The following is a 19,712-nucleotide window of genomic DNA, read 5'->3' on the forward strand; positions in this document are numbered from 1 at the left end:
TCGTGGTGACGTCGCGGTGCGCCTGAGCTGTTAGAGCCGGAAGTGGTCGATCTCGGTGTCGAACGCGTCGTAGCCGGTGTAGTCGACGAGCTCGTAGAGCTCGCGGCGGTGCTGCATGCGGTCCAGCAGCGCGGCTTGCGTGCCCGACTCGCGGATCTCGTCCAGGCCGGCCGCCGCGGCGCCCATGGCGAGGCGCAGCAGCGTGACCGGGTAGATCACCAGGTTGTACCCGAGGTCGGCGAGCTGCTCGGCGGTGAGGAGCTCGCCCTTGCCGAACTCGGTCATGTTCGCGAGCAGCGGGACGTCGACCGCGGCCCGGAAGGCCTCGAGCTCGCGTGGCCCGAGCAGCGCCTCGGGGAAGATGGCGTCGGCCCCCGCCTCGACGTACGCGCGGGCGCGGTCGATCGCCGCCGGAAGCCCCTCGACGGCGCGCACGTCCGTGCGAGCCATCACCAGGAAGTCCGGGTCGCGGCGGCCGGCCACGGCGGCGCGCACGCGCTGCACGGCTGTGGCCAGGTCCACCACCTGCTTGCCGTCGAGGTGCCCGCACCGCTTCGGGTTGACCTGGTCCTCGATGTGGCATCCCGCGACGCCGGCGTCCTCGAGGGCCTGCACGGTCCGGGCCACGTTCATCGGCTCCCCGAACCCGGTGTCGGCGTCGACGAGGGTGGGCAGCGACGTCATCCGGGCGATCTGCCCGGCGCGGGTCGCGACCTCCGTGGCGGTGGTGAGCCCGATGTCCGGCAGCCCGAGGTCCGCGGCGATCACGGCGCCGGACACGTACACGCCGTCGAACCCCTTCGCCTCGATCAGCCGGGCGGCGAGCGGGTTGAACGCGCCGGGCATCTGCAGCAGTTCGCCGCTCGCGAGGCGTTCGCGCAGGGCCCGTCGCCGCGCGCCGGGGGTGGCGTCCGTGTAGAGCATCAGAACAGCCCTCCTGGGGTGGGGAGCCCGTCGAGCAGCCCGGGCGGGGCGGTGAGGTGCACCCCGGCCAGCTCCGAGGGGCGCAACGAGGGCAGGCGCTCGACCGCGGCGAGGAACCTCTCGACCTCGGCCTCGTCCACGCTGTGCCGTGCGAGGTCGCGGAGCTTGCCGATGTACTGCGGCCGGGCGAACGGCCTCGCTCCCAGGGGGTGGGCGTCGGCCACCGCGATCTCCTCGCTGATCTGCGACCCGTTCGCGAGGTCCACGACGAGCCTGCCGCCGAACGCCTTCTCCCGCGGGTCAGTGGCGTGGTAGCGCCGGGTCCACTCGGGGTCCTCCACGGTGGTGATCCGCTGCCACAGCGCCACCGTGTCGGGGCGGTGCGCGCGGTCAGGGCTGTAGGAGTCGACGTGGTGCCAGGCGCCGTCCTGGAGGGCGACGGCCAGGATGTAGGGGATCGAGTGGTCGAGCGTCTCGCGGGAGGCGTCCGGATCGTACTTCTGCGGGTCGTTCGCCCCCGACCCGATCACGTGATGGGTGTGGTGGGAGGTGTGCAGCACGATCGAGCGGACCTGCTCGGGGTCGGCTGCCTCGGGGTGCTCGCGGTTCAGGCGCCGGGCCAGGTCGATGAGCGCCTGCGACTGGTACTCGGCCGAGTGCTCCTTGGTGTACGTCTCGAGGATCGCGCGCCTCGGCTCGCCGGGGGCGGGCAGCCGCACGTCGTACTCAGCCGTGGGCCCGTCGAGCAGCCACGCGATCACCCCGTCCTCGCCCTCGTAGATGGGGGTGGGCGAGGTCTGGCCCCGCATCGCGCGGTCGACCGCCTCGACGGCGGCCTTGCCCGCGAACGCGGGCGCGTAGGCCTTCCACGAGGAGATCTCGCCCTTGCGGGACTGGCGGGTGGCCGTCGAGGTGTGCACCGCCTGCCCGATGGCCTGGAACGTCGCCTCGGGCGGCAGGCGCAGCAACGCGCCCAGCCCGGCGGCCACCGCCGGCGCGAGGTGGGCGACGTGGTCGATCTTGTGGCGGTGCAGGCTGATCGACCGCACGAGCGCGACCTGGACCTCGTACGCGGTGGCGATCGCGCGCACCAGGTCCGCGCCCGACGAGCCGACGTGATGGGCCACCGCGAGCAGCGGCGGGATGGTGTCACCCGGGTGGGAGTAGTCGGCGGCGAGGAAGGTGTCGTGGTAGTCGAGCTCGCGTACGGCGACCCCGTCGGCCCACGCCGCCCACTCGGGGCTGGTGCGCTGGGCGGGGTCGACGCCGAGCACCGGCGAGCCGGCGCCGCCGCGGGACGGGAGGTGGCTCAGGGCCTGGGCGCGCGCGGCGGTGACGGGCGGGCGGGCCAGCGATGCGGCGGCGACGGCCATGTCGTCGATGACCCGGTTCACCACCATGTCGGCGACGTCGTCGTCGACCGGCGTCAGGTCGGCGGCGACCAGGGCCAACGCCCAGGCGAGCTGGTCCTCGCGGGCGAGCCGGTCGCTGCTGGGACGCACACGGACGCTGTGCGCGATCACGCCGACGCCCCCGCGTGCTCGCGGCGTGGGCTCGTCGCGCGGGGATGGCCGCCCGGGTCGTGATCGTGGGACGCGGAGGCGAAGGCGGCGAGGACTTGGCGCAGGCTGTGGTGCAGGTGGACGGCGATCGCCTGCGCGGCCAGCGTCTCGTCCTGGGCCAGGATCGCCCGCACCACGACCAGGTGCTCGGCGGCGGCCGCGCGCAATCGGTCGGGGTCGTCGCGGGAGACCCGCCGGACGCGGACCAGGTGGGTGCGCACCCCGGCGAGGCTGGCCGTGAGGTACGGGCTCGCGGCTGCGTGGTCGATCGCCGCGTCGACGGCCTCCGCGACGGCGTAGTACGCGGCGTGGTGCGGGTCCGCGTCGTGCTGGAGGGAGCGGGGCGCGTCGTCGAGCGCCCGAGCGAGACGCTCGAACGGCGCAGGGTCCCGGCGGCGGGCAGCGAGCCGGACGGCGCGGTCCTCCAGGGCGCCGCGCAGCTCGAACAGCGCGCGGACGTCGGCCGCGCCCAGGTCCGCCACCACCGCGCCACGGGCGCCGTCGGCCCGGACCAGGCCCTCGCCGCGCAACCGGCTCAGCGCCTCGCGCAGCGGCGTCCGGGAGACCCCGAGGCGGGTGGACTGCTCCACCTCGCCGAGCGGGGTGCCGGGCGGCAGGGTCCAGTCGAGGATCTCAGCACGCAGCTGTGCGTGCGCCTTGCCGCTCGCGCGCATCCGGTCCTCCTCGATCGGGTGGACGGAACGTACCAACTTCGCGGTTCGGTGTATACAGCCCAGGGATGCCGGCGCGGGTCGCCCTCCCCGGGCCAGGGCCTCACGGTCGTGCGGGCCGCGGCTGGCGGGCCACGGCTGGCTGCGTTGTATACCGATCGGGGTGCGCCCGTCGGTGTCCATCGCCTGCAGGCCGTCGTCAGGGGGCGGTGAAGCCCACAGCCTTGTGGCTCCCGTCGCAGAACGGCTTGATCGCCGAGACCCCGCACCGGCACAGGGCCACCGTCGACCGCCGCCGTGGCGCCGGGTTCCCGTCCCCGTCCAGGATCTCGACGTCGCCGCGCACCAGCAGCGGGCCGTCGGGGCAGGCGGTGATGCGCGCCGCGGCACGCGGAGGGGGATCGGACGGGGTGGCCCCCGCGCGGGCGCTCACGCGCCCACCCGGGCGGCGGCCGCGAACGCGGGGGCGCCGGGCCGCAGCGAGGTCTCGCCGCGGCCCCACGCGTCGAGCATGTGCTCCGCCACCAAGTCGTCCAGCAGCAGGCACGCCGCGGCCCCGAACAGGATGTCCGGCAGCAGCGCCGGCTCGTCCTGCGCCAGCCGGCCGGCCAGGTCGCGGCCCGCGATCTGCTCGTGCACCGCGTCGGCCTCGACGTGCTCGTCGAAATAGTCGGTGGTGCCCTCGTCGTGGCCGAGTCGGCGGAACCCGTTGCCGTACAGGCGGTTGGGGAGCGAGGACGTCATCTCGAACGCGGCGAGGTGGCCCGCTATCGCCCCCCGCAGTCGGCGGTGCAGGCCGAACAGCGACATCGCGTTCACCGACGCGAGCGTGATCGCGGGCGCGCGATCGACGTACCGCCCGTAGGAGTCGTCGAGGCCGAGGCCCCGCATGGTCCGGGCGAACAGGGCCGAGTGCATCCGCGCGGGGTTCCCGCCGCCGTACTCGTCGGCCTGGATCTCCACCAGCGCGGCCTTCGGGTGGCCGGCGAGCCGGGGGATGGCCCACGTGTGCGGGTCGGCCTCCTTGAGCTGGTACACCGACCGGTGCATCAGGAGCTCCGCGAGCTGTCCCTCGTCCGCGTGCTTGGCGATGTGGGACGCCAGGCCGGGCTTGCCCGGGGCGGTGAGCTCGAACAGCGCGGCCGCCACGGCGGCTGCCGTGGGCTCGACGCCCTGGGGCGGCGTCGCGCGTCCGCGCAGCACAGCCTCGAGCTCCGCTTCGATGAGGGCGCGTGACCGGATGAGGCGAGGCTCCCACTCCCAGCGGTCGTCGACGTGGTCGAACCCGCGGTAGTGCAGCTCGTACAGGCAGTACAGGGCCAGCTGGAGGTCCTCGTCGCGCAGCAGGTCGGGCGAGGCGTCCACGGCGTCGCGGACCAGGTCCTCGGGCAGCGGGGCGGCGGCCGCCCCGGGCGGGCAGCTCAGTGCCTCGATGAGGGTCTCGCTCACTGGTCCACGGGGCGGGGGGATGCGCATGGGGTCTCCACAGGGTGCGTTCTCGCCGGTCATGCGGTCGACCGGGTCGGTCCTCCAGGGTGGCGCAGTCTGCCCGGCGCGCAACCGGGGGCGACGGACGGCCGCGGTGTTCACCCGGCCGCTCATCCGAGCGCCGCGGCGGAGCACTGGCGGCGGCTCAGCGGGCGAGCCGCTCCACCACCGCGCCGTACACGCGGGGGAGCGCCACCGCGGCCGGGACGATCCCGGCCCTGAGCGGCGAGTGCGCCGCGCGCAGCAGGCCCGAGGTCAGCACGCGGTAGTCGTGCGTCGCCTCCGACCATGCCGCCTCGTAGGCGTCGGGGCCCTCGTCGAGCGTGGCCACCGCCGCGCGGGCCTGCGCGAGGCCCACCCGGATGCCCTCGCCGGTGAGGGCGTCGACGTAACCGGCGGCGTCACCGACCAGCCGCACCCGACCCGCTGTGCGCCGCCGCGCGACCTGGCGCAACGGCCCCGCGCCGCGCAGCGTGCCGACCGGGACGGCGTCGCGCAGGCGCGCCGCCAGGTCCGGAAGGCCGGCGAGTGACTCCTGGTAGCCCGTGCCGGGCGGCCCGAGCAGCGCCACCCCGACCAGGTCCGGGCCCACAGGTGTCACGTACGCCTCCGAGGACCGCGACCAGTGCACCTCGACGACGTCGCTCCACGGCGCCCTGCGGTAGTGCCGGCGCAGCCCGAACCGCCGCACGGCGCGATCGGCCGCGGCTCGGTCGTCGAGCCCCACGAGCTGGCGCACCCGCGAGTGCAGCCCGTCGCACGCCAGTAGCCAGCGCGCGTCGACCCCGCCCGCGCTGACCGTGGCCGGTCCCTGCTCGATCCGCGTCACCCGCTCATGGCGGACGATCACGCCGAGCTGCACCGCGCGCACGGCCAGCGCGACGTGGAGCTGGGTGCGCCTGGCGCCCAGGCCGGGCCCGTCGGCGAACCGGTGCTCGGCACGCCGCGCGCCGCTCACGTAGGCGATGCCCGCGAGGGGGAACCCCATCGGGCGCACGCCGAGCCGCTCGAGCGCCCGCACGGCCCCGGGCATGAGGCCCTCGCCGCACGCCTTGTCGATCACCCCGCGTCGGGCCTCCAGCACCACGACGTCCAAGCCCGCCAGCCGCGCCTCGATCGCCGCCGCGAGGCCCACCGGGCCGCCGCCGACGACCAGCACGTCGACGAGCGGGCTCACCGCGCCGCGGAGGCCGCCGGGGCCGCGGACAGCGCCCGCTCCTCGGCGGGGATCCGGAACCCGAGCAGCAGCACCGCGTTGAGCACCGTGAAACCGGCCGCCGTGATCCAGGCGGAGTGGACGAGCGGGAGCGCCGCGCCCTCGAGGGCCACCGCCACGTAGTTGGGGTGCCGCAGCCACCGGTACGGTCCGCGCGCCACCAGCGAGAGCCCTGGCACCACGATGATGCGCGTGTTCCACTGCGGCCCGAGCGTGGCGACACACCACCAGCGCAGCGCCTGGCTGGCCAGCACCGCCACGAGGGCGGCGAGCCCCCACCGTGCGTCGAACTCCCGTCCCGACCAGAACGCCTCCGCCACGCACGCCGCCAGGAGCCCGGTGTGCAGCACCACCATCGGCGGGTAGTGGCCGCGTCCCGACTCAACCCCTCCCCGGGCGAACGCCCACGCCGCATTGCGTTGCGCGACCGCCAGCTCGATGAGTCGCTCGACGGCCACGGCCGCCACCAGGAGCGTGAACAGGGCGAGGGGGGTCATGACAGTCCTTCCCATCGGAGCAGCAGGAGCTCGGAGCTGACGCCCGGGCCCAGGGCGAGCAGCACCACCGGTGACCCCGGGGGCGCGCATGAGGTGGAGGAGAGCGCGTCGGCCAGCACGTGCAGCACGCCGGACGACGAGAGGTTGCCCGCGCGCGAGAGCACACCGCGGCTGAGGCGCAGGGCGTCCGGCTCCAGGCCGATCGCGCGGCCCACCGCGTCGAGGATCTTGGGGCCGCCGGAGTGCACCAGCCACGCCGCGACATCCGAGGCGACCAACCCGTGAGCGCCCAGGAACTGCTCGGTCGCGTGCCCGAGCGACGCCTCGACGACCGCTGGCAGCGTCGGGGACAGCACGATCCGGAAGCCGGAGTCGACCACGTCCCAGCCGAGCAGGTCCTCGGTGCCGGGGAACAGCCAGCTGCGGGTTGCGGTGATCTGGGGGCCGGTGAGGCCCGCGCTCGCCGCCCGCTCGTCCCCGGCCACGACCACGGCCGTCGCGCCGTCGCCGAACAGCGCGCACGAGACGACGTTCGCCAGCGAGTCGTCGCCACGTTGGAGTGTGAGCGAGCACAGCTCGACCGAGACGAGGAGGGCGATGTCGGAGGGGTGGCCCAGCAGGTGGTCGTGCACCCGGGCCAGGCCCGCGGCGCCCGCCACGCAGCCCAGCCCGAAGACGGGGATGCGCTTGACGTCCGGCCGCATCCCGATGCGGCCCACGAGCAGCGCGTCGAGAGAGGGCGCCGCCACCCCGGTGATCGAGGTGAACATGATGAGGTCGACGTCGTCGGGCGCCAGGGAGGCGGACTTGAGCGCCTGCCGGACGGCCTCCTCGGCCAGGTCCAGCCCGACCGAGATGAACAGGTCGTTCGCCTGGCCGAACGACGTCAGGCCCGCGTACTGCTCGATGGGCAGGGCGAGGTGCCGGGTGGCGACGCCGCTGGCGGCGTTGAGCCGTCCGATCGCCCCGCGCCGGGCGGGATCGGCGCTCAGCAGGGGGCCGATGTGCTCCGTCACCGTCGCCTGCGAGTAGGCGTGCTCCGGGAGGACGGGCGCGACCGCGACAATCCGGGACATTCCGGCATCGTGTCACGACACGGCCCGGACGGCGCGCGCGGTCGTCGTGCCCCTACTCTCGGTGCCGGGGGTGGTGCGGATGTCGGAGGGCCTGGGAACCTCGAGCCCGGTGCGCGGTGAGCCCACGCGGGAGCCTCGCGCGGCGGGCGCGACGGGCGCGAACTCCGCCCCGGACCTCGGCGCTCGCGGCCTGCGGCGGCGTGCCGTGGCGCTGATGCTGGCCAGCCACCTGGGCCCGACGCTCGCGGTGACGTTGTTCGCGACCGCGCTGTGCGCCGGGATGGGGGCGCCGGCGACCACCTGGCTCGCGATGGCGGCCGCGGTGCTCGCCGGGCAGCTGTCGGTGGGCTGGTCGAACGACTGGGTCGACCATGCCCGGGACGTGCGCGCGGGCCGCGCCGACAAGCCCCTCGCGACCGGGCGGCTCGGGGTCGGCGCCGTCCGGGCGGCGGCGTGGAGCGCGTTGGCCGTGTGCGTCCCGCTGTCGTGGTCGCTGGGCTGGCGCTCGGGGGGCCTCCACCTGGTCGCGGTCGCGGGGGCGTGGGCCTACAACCTGTGGCTCAAGCGGACGGCTTGGTCCTGGCTGCCCTTCGCGGTCTCGTTCGGCCTGATCCCGGTGTTCACGGCGTTGGCCGTGCCCGGGCGGCCCACCCCGCCGTGGTGGGCGGTCGCCGCCGGCGCCCTGCTCGGGGTCGGGGCCCATCTGGTCAATGTGGTGCCCGACCTCGAGGACGACGCCGCCACCGGTGTCCGCGGGCTGCCCCACCGGATGGGGGCCCGCGCGTCGACCGTCATCGCGGCCCTGACCATGCTGGCGGCGACCGCCTGCCTGGTGCTGGTCCCCGGGCGCGGGCTCCGCGGAGCCGCCGGGGCAGGGCTCGCCGTGGCGGTCCTGCTTGTCGTGGCCTGCGCCGTCGTGGCGGCGGCGCGGCCCCGCAGCAGGCTGCCGTTCGCCCTGGCCATGGCGGTGGCCGCGGTCGACGTGGTGCTGCTGGTGGGCGCCGCTGAGCTGCTGGTGTGAGGCCGGCCACTCAGGCCGACAGCTCAGTCAGCACCAGCGGCAGCTCGTCGAGGAGCTCGCGGGCCAGGTAGCCGCGATGCCCGATGTGCGCGGCGAGCCGGTCGCCCGCCGCGCCGTGCAGGTGCGTGCCCCAGCAGGCGGCCTGGTCGGGGCCCGCGCCGCCGGCCAAGACGCCCGCGACGGCGCCCGCGAGGACGTCTCCGCTGCCGGAGGTCGCGAGCCCGCCCGTACCTGTCGACGCCTGCCACGCCGAGCCGTCCGGCGCGGCGATCTCGCCCCGCAGCGACACCACCGCGCCGTGGCGCGCGGCGATGCGCGCGGCGGCGCCACGGAGGTCCTCGAGCGCGTCCGAGTCTGGCTCGACGCCCAGGAGGCGCGCCGCCTCGCCGGTGTTCGGGGTGAGCACGAGGCGCCCGCGCAACGTGTCCCGCAAGTGCCCCGGCAGCTCGGCGAGCACCCCGAGCGCGAACGCGTCGAGCACGACGGACGTGTCCGGGCCGAGCCGGGGGATGAGCGCGGTGAGCATGGCCAGCGTCTCCTCGGCGCCGTCGAGGCCTGGGCCGACCAGGACGGTCGCCGCGCGTTCGAGCTCGGCGTCGAGCACCGCGACACCCGTGCCGTCCAGCAGCCCGTCCGCGGTCTCGGGCAGGGCGATCGCCGCGCACTCCGGCGCCGCCACCGCCACGGCGACCGCGACCGAGGCGCCGACGGCCAGGGTCAGCCGACCGGCGCCGACGCGCAGGGCGGCGAGCCCTGCCAGCATGGCGGCGCCCGGGGTGCTGCGGGCGCCGCCCACCACGAGCACCGCGCCGCGGGAGTCCTTCGAGTCGGCGTCGCCGGCCAACGGCCAGCCCCGGAGCAGCGCGGGCGTCACGGCGGGGGGAGGGGTGCTCGCGTTGGCGCCGTCGGTGTCAGGCGTGGTCACGGATGCTCTCCAGGGTGCTCGGTGGCGGGGACGTCGAGGTCGTCGAGGTGGTTGACTCGGTTGAAGTCGTGGACGGCCCAGGGCTGGTCGGTCCGGCCCTGCCGCAGCGTGGTCACGGACGCGTTCCGCAGGGGGGTCCGCCGGTTGATCTCCAGGACCTCCGACTCCGTGAGCCCTTCGCACACGTACCGCGCCACCATCACCACCGCGTCGTGGCAGACGACGAGCACCCGGCGGCCCGCCTCGATCCGCGACACGTCGTCCACGAGCGAGCGCACCCGCAGCGCGACGTCGGCCCACGACTCGCCGCCAGGGGGCCGGTAGTAGAACTTGCCGACCCACCGGCGCCGCTGCGCCTCCGCCGGCATCCGGACGTCGACCCCGTGGGCGGTGAGCGCGTCGAGGACCCCCAGCTCGCGGTCGCGGAGGCGTTCATCGACGCGGACGGGCAGGGACAGCCCAGCGTTCTCCAGGGCGATCCGCGCGGTCTGCCGCGCCCGCGCGTACGGCGAGCACCAGACCGACTCCGGGCGCTGGTGCTCCGGGAGCCGGCCGAGCCACACGCCCAACGCCGCCGCCTGGGCGGCGCCGAGGTCGGACAGCAGCACATCGGCGTCACGTGCGGGGACGTCGATCGCCTCCGCCCCAGCGGCCTCGGCGGTCGCAGCCGCGAGGTTCGCCTGGCTCTCGCCGTGCCTGACCAGCAGCAGCGTCGTGGTGTCCATGCACACAGAACCTAGAAGGCCCCGGGCCGGCGCGCAGGACGAGGACGGGCGAGCCGGGCAGAGCGGGCATACCGTGGAGGCGCTGGTTCAGACGTTCTCTGACAAGGGGGTCACGATGACTGAGGGAATCTCGCGCGACACCCAGGGCCCGATCGCCCAGGTCCGGGAGGGGATGAAGGTCGTCGACGCGGACGGCGACGACGTCGGCAAGGTCGGCGCGGTGCGCATGGGGGACCCCGAGGCCGTCACGGCGCAGGGCGAGGAGCCGCCGGGCGAGGGCGGCATCATCGGCGCGGTGGCGACGGCCATCACCGGGGGCGAGTCGCTGCCGGAGCAGGCGAGGGAGGAGCTCGAGCGACTCGGCTACGTGCGGATCGACCGCCACAAGCTGGCGGGGCGCCACCTGTACGCCTCATCCGCCCAGGTGGCGCGCGTCGCCGACGACGTGGTCCACCTGGGCGTGCGCGAGGCCGAGCTGGTGCGCTGAGCGCCGAGCGGCGTCGGCGCCACGGCGCGCTCTTAGACTGAGCAGGTGGGGACAGCGGGTCCCCCTGTGAGAAGAGACGCGTGATGCAGCTGATGGCCCGATGATCGAGATCCTCGCAGCGTCACCCCTCCTGACGATCTTGCTCGTGCTGGCGCTGGGCTCGCTGCTCGGCGCCGTGCCTTTCGGGCCGCTCCGCTTCGGCGCCGCGGGAGCGCTGTTCGTCGGGCTGGCGGTCGGGGCCCTGGATCCACGGCTCGGCGAGGGGCTGGGCCTGCTGCAGAGCCTGGGCCTCGCCCTGTTCGTCTACACGGTCGGGCTCGCCGCCGGTAACAGCTTCTTCCGCGACCTCCGTCGCCAGCTGCCGATCATGGCGGTGTCGGTGGTGATCCTGGTCGCCGCCGCGGCGATTGCCATCGTCCTGTCAGGCGGCTTCGGCATCGCCCCGTCCATCGCCTCAGGCATCTTCACCGGCTCGCTGACCAGCACACCGGCGCTCGCGGCCGCGACTGAGGCGGCCAACGGCAGCCAGGAGCCCGCGGTCGGGTACGCGTTGTCCTACCCGGTGGGCGTCGCCATCTCGATCATCGTGGTGGCGCTCACGGTGGGTCGCACGTGGCGTGCCCGGCGGGACCCCGAGGCCGCGGCGCGCCAGGGCCTGATCGACATCAGCGTCGAGGTGCACCGCCCGGGGCCGCTCGGCCAGGTGCCGGGGTTCAGCGATGGGTCGGTGCGGTTCTCGTACCTGGCGCGTGACGGGCACACCCGCGTGGTCACCGCCGACGAGGAGCTCCGCGAGGGCGACGTGGTCGTGGTTGTGGGCCCGCAGCCCGACGTGCGGCGCGCTCGGGAGTTCCTGGGCGAGCGGGTCGGCCAGCACCTCGCGCACGACCGGAGCGTGGTGGACTTCCGCCGCTTCCTGCTGTCCAACCCCAAGGTCGCCGGGCGCACCATCGGCGAGCTCGACATCCCCGGCAGGTTCGGCGGGATCGTGACCCGCGTGCGCCGGGGCGACCTCGACCTGCTGGCGTCGGACGACTTCGTCCTCGAGCTGGGCGACCGAGTGCGCGTCATCGTGCCGCGCGAGGAGATGGCCGCCGTCTCGGCGCTCTTCGGCGACTCCGAGCGGAAGGTCAGCGAGATCGACGCGCTGTCCCTGGGCGTCGGCCTGGTGATCGGCCTGCTGCTCGGCCTGGTCCAGGTGCCCCTGCCAGGCGGATCGACGTTCGCGCTCGGCGCGGCCGCAGGCCCGCTCGTGGTCGGCATGGTGCTGGGCCGGATCGAGCGGACCGGGCCGCTGGTGTGGGGACTGCCCCAGTCGGCGAACCTGACGATCCGGCAGTTGGGCCTGCTGCTGTTCCTCGCGGCCACGGGCCTCGCGTCCGGCCAGGCCTTCGCCGGCCAGGCGTTCTCGAGCGTCGGCCTCAAGATCGTGCTGGTGGCGGTGGTCGTGGTGGGCGCGGCCTCGGTGCTGTTCGTGGTGCTGGCCAAGATGATCGGCGTGAGCTCGGCTCGCGCGGCGGGCGGGCTCGCGGGCTTCGTCGGCCAGCCCGCGGTGCTGGCGTACGCGAACAGCCGCACCGTGGACGAGCGGGTCGACGGCGGCTACGCGGCGATCTTCGCCCTCGGCATCATCGTGAAGATCGTCCTCGCGCCCCTCGTGGTCCTGTCCTAGGAAGCCGCGTCCGGCGCTCCCCGGCCGCTGCGGGCGGCGTCGACCGCAGCGTCGATGGCCTGCGCCCGGTCCCGCTTGATGGCCACCAGGGGCGAGTCGCCGGCCAGGGCCGGGTTCGCCGCCAGGAACCAGGCGCGCGTCGCCGCGTCGCCGCGGGAGTCCGCGACCTGCCGCCACACGCGGTGTGCGAGGCGCAGCCGGCGCGCGGCGTCGGGAGCCGGCGCCGGGCCGTCCGGGGCCGCCCAGGCGGCCACGTGGTCCTTGCTCGCAGCCCCCGCGACGGCCGCGACGTAGGTGGCCCCGAGCCCGGCGACGAGCTCGCGCACGGCGGTCCGCGCGCCCGCCCCCCGCGCGGCCAGCGCCTCCCGGATCGGGTCCTCCGGGTCGCCGGCGTCTCGGGCGGCGTCGAGGGCGTCCTGCAGCGCCGTCTCGGCCTGCTCGGCAGCGGCGACGGCACGTGTGATCGCGAGCAGCCGCTGCTGCTCCGGGGAGGGATCGCTCGACTCTGGCATCCGCTCATCGTCCCATCCGGCCGCGCGTGGAGCCGGGAGCGGCGCGACGCGGCCGGCCCGTCTCACCGGTCCACCGGCTCTGTCGCCCCCCACCCAGGCCTGCTCTCGCGCGTGGGCTCGTCGCCGCGGCTGCGGTAGACCACGTACGGGCGCCACAGGTAGAACAGCGGCGCGCTGAACACGTGCACCAACCGGGTGAACGGCCACAGGGCGAACAGGATCATGGCGACCAGGGCGTGCGCCTGGAACCCGATCGGGGCCTCGGCCATCAGCTCGGGCTGCGGTCGCAGGGAGAAGATCCCGCGCCACCACACGGACACCCCCTCGCGGTAGTTGTAGTCGCCCTCGATGCTCGGCGCGGCGCCCGAGGCGGTGTTGAACACGCCGAGCACGATGACGAGCGCGAGGAAGAAGTACATGACCTTGTCCATGCGGGTCGTCGCACGGAACACGGGCCCCACGGTGGCTCGGCGGTAGATCAGGAGCGTGAGCCCGACAAGGGTGCAGAACCCGGCGATGGATCCCACACCCACCGCGAACGCGTGGTACGCGCCCTCGGAGATGCCGATCGCGTCGGTCCACGACTCGGGGATGACGAGCCCTGCCACGTGGCCCACCAGCACCGCGAGGATGCCGAAGTGGAACAGCGGGCTGCCCCAGCGCAGCAGCCGGCTCTCATAGAGCTGCGAGGAGCGGGTCGTCCACCCGAACTTGTCGTACCGGTAGCGCCAGATGTGCCCGGCGATGAAGATCGCGAGGGTCACGTAGGGCAGGACCGCCCACAGCAGGAGGTCGTCCGAGCTCATCGTCGTGCTCCTTCGCGTGGCGGCCCGGGGAAGCTCGGGTCGGGCATGGGCAGGGTCGTCGGCGGGCGCAATGCCGGGTCGTGGAGCCCGTAGGGCTCGAGGCCCACGGACTCGTCGGGCGGCCCCTGCGCGACGAGACGGGCCACCGCGTCGCGGTCGTCGCCGGCGAGCGGCGGCAGCGTGGCGCACACCGCCGCGACAGCCCCGGCGTACGGCGAGCCCGCGTCCTGCAGGGCGAGGCGCAGCACCTCGAGCCCGGCGCGGTGCTCGAGCAGCAGCGCGGTGCCCGCCGCGAGGTCCTGGGTCGCGGAGAACTCCAGCACCACGCACAAGTGGTCCGGCAGCTCGTCCTCGTGGAGCAGCAGGCCGGCGGCGCGGTACGCCTGCTTGAACGCGAGCAGGGCGACGCCGCGCTGGCGGGTGTCGCCGTGCGCGTAGTAGGTCAGGTAGAGGCAGGCGCGCCGGCGCAGGTCGAACGTCTCGACGTACCCCGCCCCGGCCTCCTGGGGCGGCGTCGCGGCCAGGTGGTCGACGACGCCGAGGAGGTGGTCGCGCACAACCTCGGGCAGGGTGGCCGCGGCGGCGCGCACGGCCGGCAGCCGGCGCAGCAGCTCGTCGTCGGGATAGTCGAGCAGCAGCGCGGCCAGCCGGTGCGCCAGCGCGCGCTGGCCGTCGTCGGCGCCTGAGCGGCGCCCGGGGCCCCGGCGGAGCCGCCCAGGCGCCCGGCTCATCACCGCGCCTCCGGATCGGGCCGCGGGTTCGGTCGGGGCCCGGTGTCCGTGTCGGGCTCGGCGGGGCCGGTCGGCTCTGCCCGCGGCGGGAACATGCCCGGCGCCACCCCTCGGCCGTCCCAGTTCAGCAGGTTCACGCGGGCGCCGGTCTCGGTGGTGTCCGCGACCCCGCCCGACGTCTGCCTGTCCTGCAGGGCGCGGAAGTTCTCGACGGCGAGCGGGGTGCCCGTGCCCGAGCCCTCGCCGAACGGCCCCGAGCCGCCCATCCCCGGCCCGCCCTCGTAGTCGAGGCTGCACTCCGTGGCCAGCTCCTCCAGGTTGTGCGCCTGCTCCGCGTGGGCCGGGGGGATGACATACCGCTCGTCGTACTTCGCGAGCGCCAGCAGCCGGAACATCGCCTCCATGTCCTGGGCGGACATGCCGACGGCGCCCGGGATCGACGGATCGCCCTCACGGCCCATGTTCAGGTCGCGCATGTAGGACCGCATCGCGGCGAGCTTCTTGAGCACGTCGGTGACGGGCCCCGGGTCGCCCGCGGTGAACAGCTCGGCGAGGTACTCCACGGGGATGCGCAGCGTGTCGATGGCGGCGAACAGGTTGTCGGCCGCCTCGGCGTCCTCGCCCGTCTCCGCGACCACGTCGACCACGGGGGACAGGGGCGGGATGTACCAGACCATGGGCATCGTCCGGTACTCCGGGTGCAGCGGCAGCGCCACCCGGTAGGTGTTGACGAGGGACCAGATCGGGGACCTCCGCGCGGCCTTCATCCAGTCGAAGGGGATGCCCGCCTCCTCGGCGGCACGGGCGACAGCGGGGTCGTTCGGGTCCAGGAGGACGCTGCGCTGCGCTTCGAGCAGGTCGTGCGGGTCCTCCACCGCGGCCGCCTCCAGCACCCGGTCCGCGTCGTACAGGACGAGGCCGATGTAGCGCAGCCGCCCCACGCACGTCTCCGCGCACACCGTGGGCAGTCCCACCTCGATGCGGGGGAAGCAGAACGTGCACTTCTCGGCCTTGCCGGTGCGGTGGTTGAAGTAGACCTTCTTGTACGGGCAGCCGGTGACGCACTTCCGCCAGCCCCGGCAGCGGTCCTGGTCGACGAGGACGATGCCGTCCTCGGCGCGCTTGTAGATGGCGCCCGACGGGCACGACGCGGCGCACGACGGGTTGAGGCAGTGCTCGCAGATCCGCGGCAGGTAGAACATGAAGGTCTGCTCGTAGGACAGCTTGACCGTGTCGGAGACCTTCGCGAGGACCGGGTCCTGGTCGAGCATGGTCGACCCGCCGAGGTCGTCGTCCCAGTTGGCGCTCCAGGTGATCGCGGTGTCCTCGCCGGTGATGAGGGAACGCGGGCGCGCGACCGGGGTGTGCTCCTGGCTCGGGGCGTCGGTCAGCACCGAGTAGTCGTACGTCCACGGCTCGTAGTAGTCGTCGATCGACGGCATCTTGGGGGACGCGAAGATCGTCAGCAGGTTCTTGAACCGCCCGCCGGCGCGGAGCTGGAGGCGGCCCTTGCGGTTGAGCTCCCAGCCGCCCTCCCACGTCTCCTGGTCCTCGTAGCGGCGGGGGTAGCCCTGGCCGGGCCGGGTCTCGACGTTGTTGAACCACACGTACTCGGTCCCCGAGCGGTTCGTCCACGCCTGCTTGCACGTCACCGAGCACGTGTGGCACCCGATGCACTTGTCGAGGTTCATCACCATCGCCATCTGGGCCATGACGCGCATCAGTACTGCACCTCCTGCGAGCGGCGGCGGATCACGGTGACCTCGTCGCGCTGGTTGCCGGTGGGCCCCAGGTAGTTGAAGGCGAACGACAGCTGCGCGTAGCCGCCCACCAGGTGGCTGGGCTTCATGAGGATGCGGGTCAGGGAGTTGTGGATCCCGCCGCGCTTGCCCGACGCCTCCGCGAGCGGCACGTCGATGAGGCGGTCCTGCGCGTGGTGCATGTACACGGTGCCCTCGGGCATCCGGTAGGACACGACGGCCCGGGCCACCACGACCCCGTTGCGGTTGACCGCCTCGATCCAGTCGTTGTCCGCGACGCCGATCTTCGCCGCGTCCTTCTCGCTCATCCAGATCAGCGGCCCGCCCCGGGACAGGCTCAGCATCAGCAGGTTGTCCTGGTACTCGGAGTGGATGGACCACTTGTTGTGCGGCGTCAGGTACCGCACGGTGATGCCCAGCTCGCCGTGGGACCCGAGCTGCGGCTCCCCGAACAGCGCGCCCATGTTGAGCGGAGGCCGGAACACTGGCATCTGCTCGCCCAGCTCGATGAGCCAGTCGTGGTCGAGGTAGAGGTGCTGCCGCCCGGTGAGGGTGTGCCACGGCTTGAGGTGCTCGGTGTTCGTGGTGAACGGCGAGTACCGCCGGCCGCCTGTCTCCGACCCGGACCACTCCGGGGACGTCAGGACTCCCACCGGCGCCGCCTGCACGTCCGCGAACGTGATGTGCCGCGACTCGTTCTCCGCAGCGAGCTCCTCGACCATCGGCTGCCCCGTGAGGCGCTCGAGGTCTCGGAAGCCCTGCGCCGCCAGCGCGCCGTTGGTCGCCGCGGACTGCGCCAGGATCGCCTCGCAGGCGTGCACGTCACGCTGCAGGGACGGCCGGCCGTCAGCGACCCCGCCACGGATCACGCCGTTCTTCCGCGCGAGGTAGGCCACCGCCTCGGCGAGGTCGTAGGTGACGGCCTTGGTGGTCGCGCCGAGCTTGTCGGCGAGCGGGCCCAGCGCGCCGAGCTTGTCGGCGACCGCCGCGTAGTCGCGCTCGACCACCACCAGCTTCGGCATCGTCGTGCCCGGCACGGGGTCGCACTCACCGAGCTTCCAGTCGCGGACGCGGCCCGACGGGTTCGCCATCTCGTCGGGCGTGTCATGCATGAGCGGCACAGCGACGACGTCCTTGCGGGTCCCGAGGTGCGTCGCCGCCAGCTCGGAGAACCTGCGGGCGATCGTGTGGAACGCGTCGAAGTCGGTGCGGGTCTGCCACGGCGGGGCGATCGCCGGGTTGAACGAGTTCACGTACGGGTGCATGTCGGTGCTGCTCAGGTCGTACTTCTCGTACCAAGTGGCGGCGGGGAGCACCACGTCCGAGAACAGGGTGGTGCTCGTCATCCGGAAGTCCAGGGTCAGCAGCAGGTCCAGCTTGCCGGTCGTGGCGTGCTCCGGCCACGCCACGTCTCGAGGCCGCATGCCGGGCGGGGCCTCCTCGGCGCGCAGCGAGGAGTCGGTGCCGAGCAGGTGCCTGAGGAAGTACTCGTCCCCCTTGCCGGAGCTGCCCAGCAGGTTCGAGCGCCACACCGTCAGGAGCCGCGGATGGTTGGCCGGGGACTCCGGGTCCTCGCCCGCGAACTTCAGGCTGCCGTCCAGCAGCGCCGCCGGGACGTACTCGTCGACCGGGACGCCCGCCTGCTCGGCGTCATCCGCCAGCGTCAGGGAGCTCCTGTCGAACGTGGGGTACGAGGGCATCCAGCCCATCCGCGCCGACTTCGCCAGCACATCGGCCATGGCCATGCCCGCGAACGCGCCGGTGCGGCCCGAGGCGAGCGCGTCGGCGCCGAACGAGTCGTAGCGGTACTGGCCCGAGTGCAGGTACCAGTACGCCGTCTGGATCATGTGGCGCGGCGGACGGGACCAGTCGAGCGCGTTGCCGTACTGGTTGTTGCCCGTGAGCGGGCGCACCTTCTCCTGGCCGACGTAGTGCGCCCACCCGCCACCGTTGACGCCCTGCGTTCCGCAGAGCGCGGTCAGGGTGAGGAACGCCCGGTACATCGTGTCGGCGTGGAACCAGTGGTTCACGCCCGCCCCCATGATGATCATGGACCGACCGCCGGACTCGGCCGCGTTGGCGGCGAACTCCCGGCCGACCCGGGCCGCCTTGGACGCCGCGACGCCGGTGATGGCCTCCTGCCAGGCGGGGGTGCACGGCTGGGACGCGTCGTCGTACCCGGTCGGCCACTCGCCCGGCAGGCCGGGCCGCCCCACCCCGTACTGCGCCAGCAGCAGGTCGTACACCGTGGTGACGAGGCGCCCGGCGACGACCCGCATCGGGACCCCGCGCCGGATCGTCGCGGCGGCGCCGTCGACCCCGTCGAATCGCGGCAGCTCCACCTGGACGCCCCGCGAGCCCTCGCCGGCGAGGCTGAGCATCGGCACGATGTCGCCCAGGTCGAGGTTCCACCGTCCCTCGCCCTGGGCGCCGAACCGGAAGCCCAGGGAGCCGTTGGGGGCGATGGGGCGGCCAGTGGCCTCGTCGAGGACCACCGGCTTGAAGTCCGCGTGCTCGCTCACCGAGCCCACGTCGGCCTCCGTGAGGAACTTCCCTGGGGCGAACCCGTCGCCACGCGGCTCGAGGGTCACCAGGAACGGCAGATCGGTGAAGCGCCGCACGTACTGCTCGAAGTGCGGGGTGGCGCGGTCCACGAAGAACTCCTTGAGCACCACGTGCCCCATGGCCATCGCCAGGGCGCCGTCGGTGCCCGGATGCGGGGCGAGCCACTCGTCCCCGAACTTCACGTTGTCCGCGTAGTCGGGGGAGATCGCCACGACCTTCTGCCCCCGGTACCGCGCCTCCACCATCCAGTGCGCGTCGGGCGTGCGGGTCACCGGGACGTTGGAGCCCCACATGATCAGGTAGCCGGCGTCCCACCAGTCGCCCGACTCCGGCACGTCCGTCTGGTCGCCGAAGACCTGCGGGGACGCGACCGGGAGGTCTGCGTACCAGTCGTAGAACGAGAGCATCGCGCCGCCGATCAGCGCGAAGAACCGGGATCCCACACCGTGCGACACCATCGACATCGCCGGGATGGGGGAGAAGCCCGCGATCCGGTCCGGGCCGTGCTCCTTGATGGTGTGCACGTGGGCGGCCGCCACCATCTCCACGGCCTCGTCCCACGTCGCGCGCACCAGGCCGCCCTTGCCGCGCGCGGCCTTGTACGCCCGGCAGCGCTCGGGGTCGGCCATGATGTCCGCCCACGCGAGCACCGGGTCGCCGGTGCGGGCGCGTGCCTCGCGGTACATCTCCAGCAGCACGCCGCGCACGTACGGGTACCGCACACGGGTGGGGGAGTACGTGTACCAGCTGAACGCGGCGCCGCGCGGGCAGCCGCGGGGCTCGTACTCGGGGCGCCCCGGCCCGGTGGTCGGGTAGTCGGTCTGCTGCGCCTCCCAGGTGATGATGCCGTCCTTGACGAACACCTTCCACGAGCACGAGCCCGTGCAGTTGACGCCGTGGGTCGAGCGCACCACCTTGTCGTGGCTCCAGCGGTCGCGGTAGAAGACGTCGGCCTGCCGGCCGCCCACCTCGTGCAGTGTGCGCAGGTCGGGCGACACCTCGTCCTTCTGAAAGAAGCGGCGGGTGCGCAGCAGCGCGCGGACGACGTCGTCGTCCATCTGCGGCGTGGTCGCG

Annotated in this window: 18 protein-coding genes; 3 read left to right on the top strand and 15 right to left on the bottom strand. The window is 73.9% G+C overall.

Going from position 1 to position 19,712, the window contains the following annotated elements:
• Nucleotides 1-30: 30 nt before the first annotated feature.
• The 8 genes from prpB to NP064_RS06835 form a co-directional block, all read right to left on the bottom strand.
• Complete coding sequence (gene prpB / locus NP064_RS06800) at nt 31-924, bottom strand: methylisocitrate lyase (protein WP_227568871.1); 894 nt, start codon at nt 922-924, stop codon at nt 31-33.
• Nucleotides 924-2,447, bottom strand: a complete 1,524-nt coding sequence (locus NP064_RS06805) for an MmgE/PrpD family protein (protein ID WP_227568872.1) — start codon at nt 2,445-2,447, stop codon at nt 924-926. The genes prpB and NP064_RS06805 overlap by 1 nt, the downstream gene beginning before the upstream one ends.
• The gene (locus NP064_RS06810; RefSeq protein ID WP_348519199.1) at nt 2,444-3,340 is read right to left on the bottom strand and encodes a GntR family transcriptional regulator; all 897 of its coding nucleotides are present in this window, start codon (nt 3,338-3,340) and stop codon (nt 2,444-2,446) included. Before NP064_RS06810 ends, NP064_RS06805 begins: the two co-directional genes overlap by 4 nt.
• A gap of 16 nt (nt 3,341-3,356) precedes the next feature.
• Nucleotides 3,357-3,590 carry a CDGSH iron-sulfur domain-containing protein gene (locus NP064_RS06815; RefSeq protein ID WP_227568874.1) on the bottom strand — a complete coding sequence of 78 codons (234 nt, stop codon included), beginning with the start codon at nt 3,588-3,590 and terminating at the stop codon, nt 3,357-3,359.
• Nucleotides 3,587-4,633 carry an iron-containing redox enzyme family protein gene (locus NP064_RS06820; protein ID WP_227568875.1) on the bottom strand — a complete coding sequence of 349 codons (1,047 nt, stop codon included), beginning with the start codon at nt 4,631-4,633 and terminating at the stop codon, nt 3,587-3,589. The genes NP064_RS06815 and NP064_RS06820 overlap by 4 nt, the downstream gene beginning before the upstream one ends.
• A 157-nt stretch (nt 4,634-4,790) precedes the next feature.
• Nucleotides 4,791-5,822 carry an NAD(P)/FAD-dependent oxidoreductase gene (locus tag NP064_RS06825; protein WP_227568876.1) on the bottom strand — a complete coding sequence of 344 codons (1,032 nt, stop codon included), beginning with the start codon at nt 5,820-5,822 and terminating at the stop codon, nt 4,791-4,793.
• A complete protein-coding gene (locus NP064_RS06830) occupies nt 5,819-6,358 on the bottom strand; it encodes an isoprenylcysteine carboxyl methyltransferase family protein (protein ID WP_227568877.1) in 540 nt (179 codons plus the stop codon). Before NP064_RS06830 ends, NP064_RS06825 begins: the two co-directional genes overlap by 4 nt.
• The gene (locus tag NP064_RS06835; RefSeq protein ID WP_227568878.1) at nt 6,355-7,434 is read right to left on the bottom strand and encodes a type III polyketide synthase; all 1,080 of its coding nucleotides are present in this window, start codon (nt 7,432-7,434) and stop codon (nt 6,355-6,357) included. Before NP064_RS06835 ends, NP064_RS06830 begins: the two co-directional genes overlap by 4 nt.
• Nucleotides 7,435-7,513: 79 nt before the next feature.
• Here NP064_RS06835 and NP064_RS06840 point away from each other — a divergent pair, with 79 nt between their 5' ends.
• Nucleotides 7,514-8,455, top strand: coding sequence for a UbiA family prenyltransferase (locus NP064_RS06840; RefSeq protein WP_227568879.1), 942 nt, complete (start codon nt 7,514-7,516; stop codon nt 8,453-8,455).
• A 10-nt stretch (nt 8,456-8,465) separates the two neighbouring features.
• Here NP064_RS06840 and NP064_RS06845 read toward each other — a convergent pair whose 3' ends face one another.
• A complete protein-coding gene (locus NP064_RS06845) occupies nt 8,466-9,380 on the bottom strand; it encodes an NAD(P)H-hydrate dehydratase (protein ID WP_227568880.1) in 915 nt (304 codons plus the stop codon).
• Complete coding sequence (locus NP064_RS06850; protein WP_227568881.1) at nt 9,377-10,105, bottom strand: histidine phosphatase family protein; 729 nt, start codon at nt 10,103-10,105, stop codon at nt 9,377-9,379. The genes NP064_RS06845 and NP064_RS06850 overlap by 4 nt, the downstream gene beginning before the upstream one ends.
• A 115-nt stretch (nt 10,106-10,220) precedes the next feature.
• Between NP064_RS06850 and NP064_RS06855 the strand changes: the two genes are divergently transcribed.
• Together NP064_RS06855 and NP064_RS06860 are read left to right on the top strand one after the other, a co-directional pair.
• Nucleotides 10,221-10,592 (top strand): hypothetical protein, encoded by a 372-nt coding sequence (locus tag NP064_RS06855; RefSeq protein WP_227568882.1) that lies wholly within the window; start codon nt 10,221-10,223, stop codon nt 10,590-10,592.
• A 100-nt stretch (nt 10,593-10,692) separates the two neighbouring features.
• Complete coding sequence (locus tag NP064_RS06860) at nt 10,693-12,264, top strand: aspartate:alanine exchanger family transporter (RefSeq protein ID WP_227568883.1); 1,572 nt, start codon at nt 10,693-10,695, stop codon at nt 12,262-12,264.
• Here NP064_RS06860 and NP064_RS06865 read toward each other — a convergent pair.
• From NP064_RS06865 to NP064_RS06885, 5 genes are all read right to left on the bottom strand, one after another.
• Nucleotides 12,261-12,776: a hypothetical protein gene (locus NP064_RS06865; protein WP_227568884.1), complete on the bottom strand. Its 516-nt coding sequence runs from the start codon at nt 12,774-12,776 to the stop codon at nt 12,261-12,263. The two genes, NP064_RS06860 and NP064_RS06865, sit on opposite strands and share 4 nt — an antisense overlap.
• Nucleotides 12,777-12,838: 62 nt before the next feature.
• Nucleotides 12,839-13,582 (bottom strand): respiratory nitrate reductase subunit gamma, encoded by a 744-nt coding sequence (gene narI / locus NP064_RS06870; protein WP_227568885.1) that lies wholly within the window; start codon nt 13,580-13,582, stop codon nt 12,839-12,841.
• Nucleotides 13,579-14,313 (bottom strand): nitrate reductase molybdenum cofactor assembly chaperone, encoded by a 735-nt coding sequence (gene narJ, locus NP064_RS06875; RefSeq protein WP_227568886.1) that lies wholly within the window; start codon nt 14,311-14,313, stop codon nt 13,579-13,581. Before narJ ends, narI begins: the two co-directional genes overlap by 4 nt.
• Nucleotides 14,313-16,034 (bottom strand): nitrate reductase subunit beta, encoded by a 1,722-nt coding sequence (gene narH / locus NP064_RS06880; RefSeq protein ID WP_227568887.1) that lies wholly within the window; start codon nt 16,032-16,034, stop codon nt 14,313-14,315. Before narH ends, narJ begins: the two co-directional genes overlap by 1 nt.
• Nucleotides 16,034-19,696: a nitrate reductase subunit alpha gene (locus NP064_RS06885; RefSeq protein ID WP_227568942.1), complete on the bottom strand. Its 3,663-nt coding sequence runs from the start codon at nt 19,694-19,696 to the stop codon at nt 16,034-16,036. Before NP064_RS06885 ends, narH begins: the two co-directional genes overlap by 1 nt.
• Between the last annotated feature and the right edge of the window lie 16 nt (nt 19,697-19,712).

Origin of the sequence: Cellulomonas chengniuliangii (assembly GCF_024508335.1) — a bacterium.
Lineage (GTDB): Bacteria > Actinomycetota > Actinomycetes > Actinomycetales > Cellulomonadaceae > Cellulomonas_A > Cellulomonas_A chengniuliangii.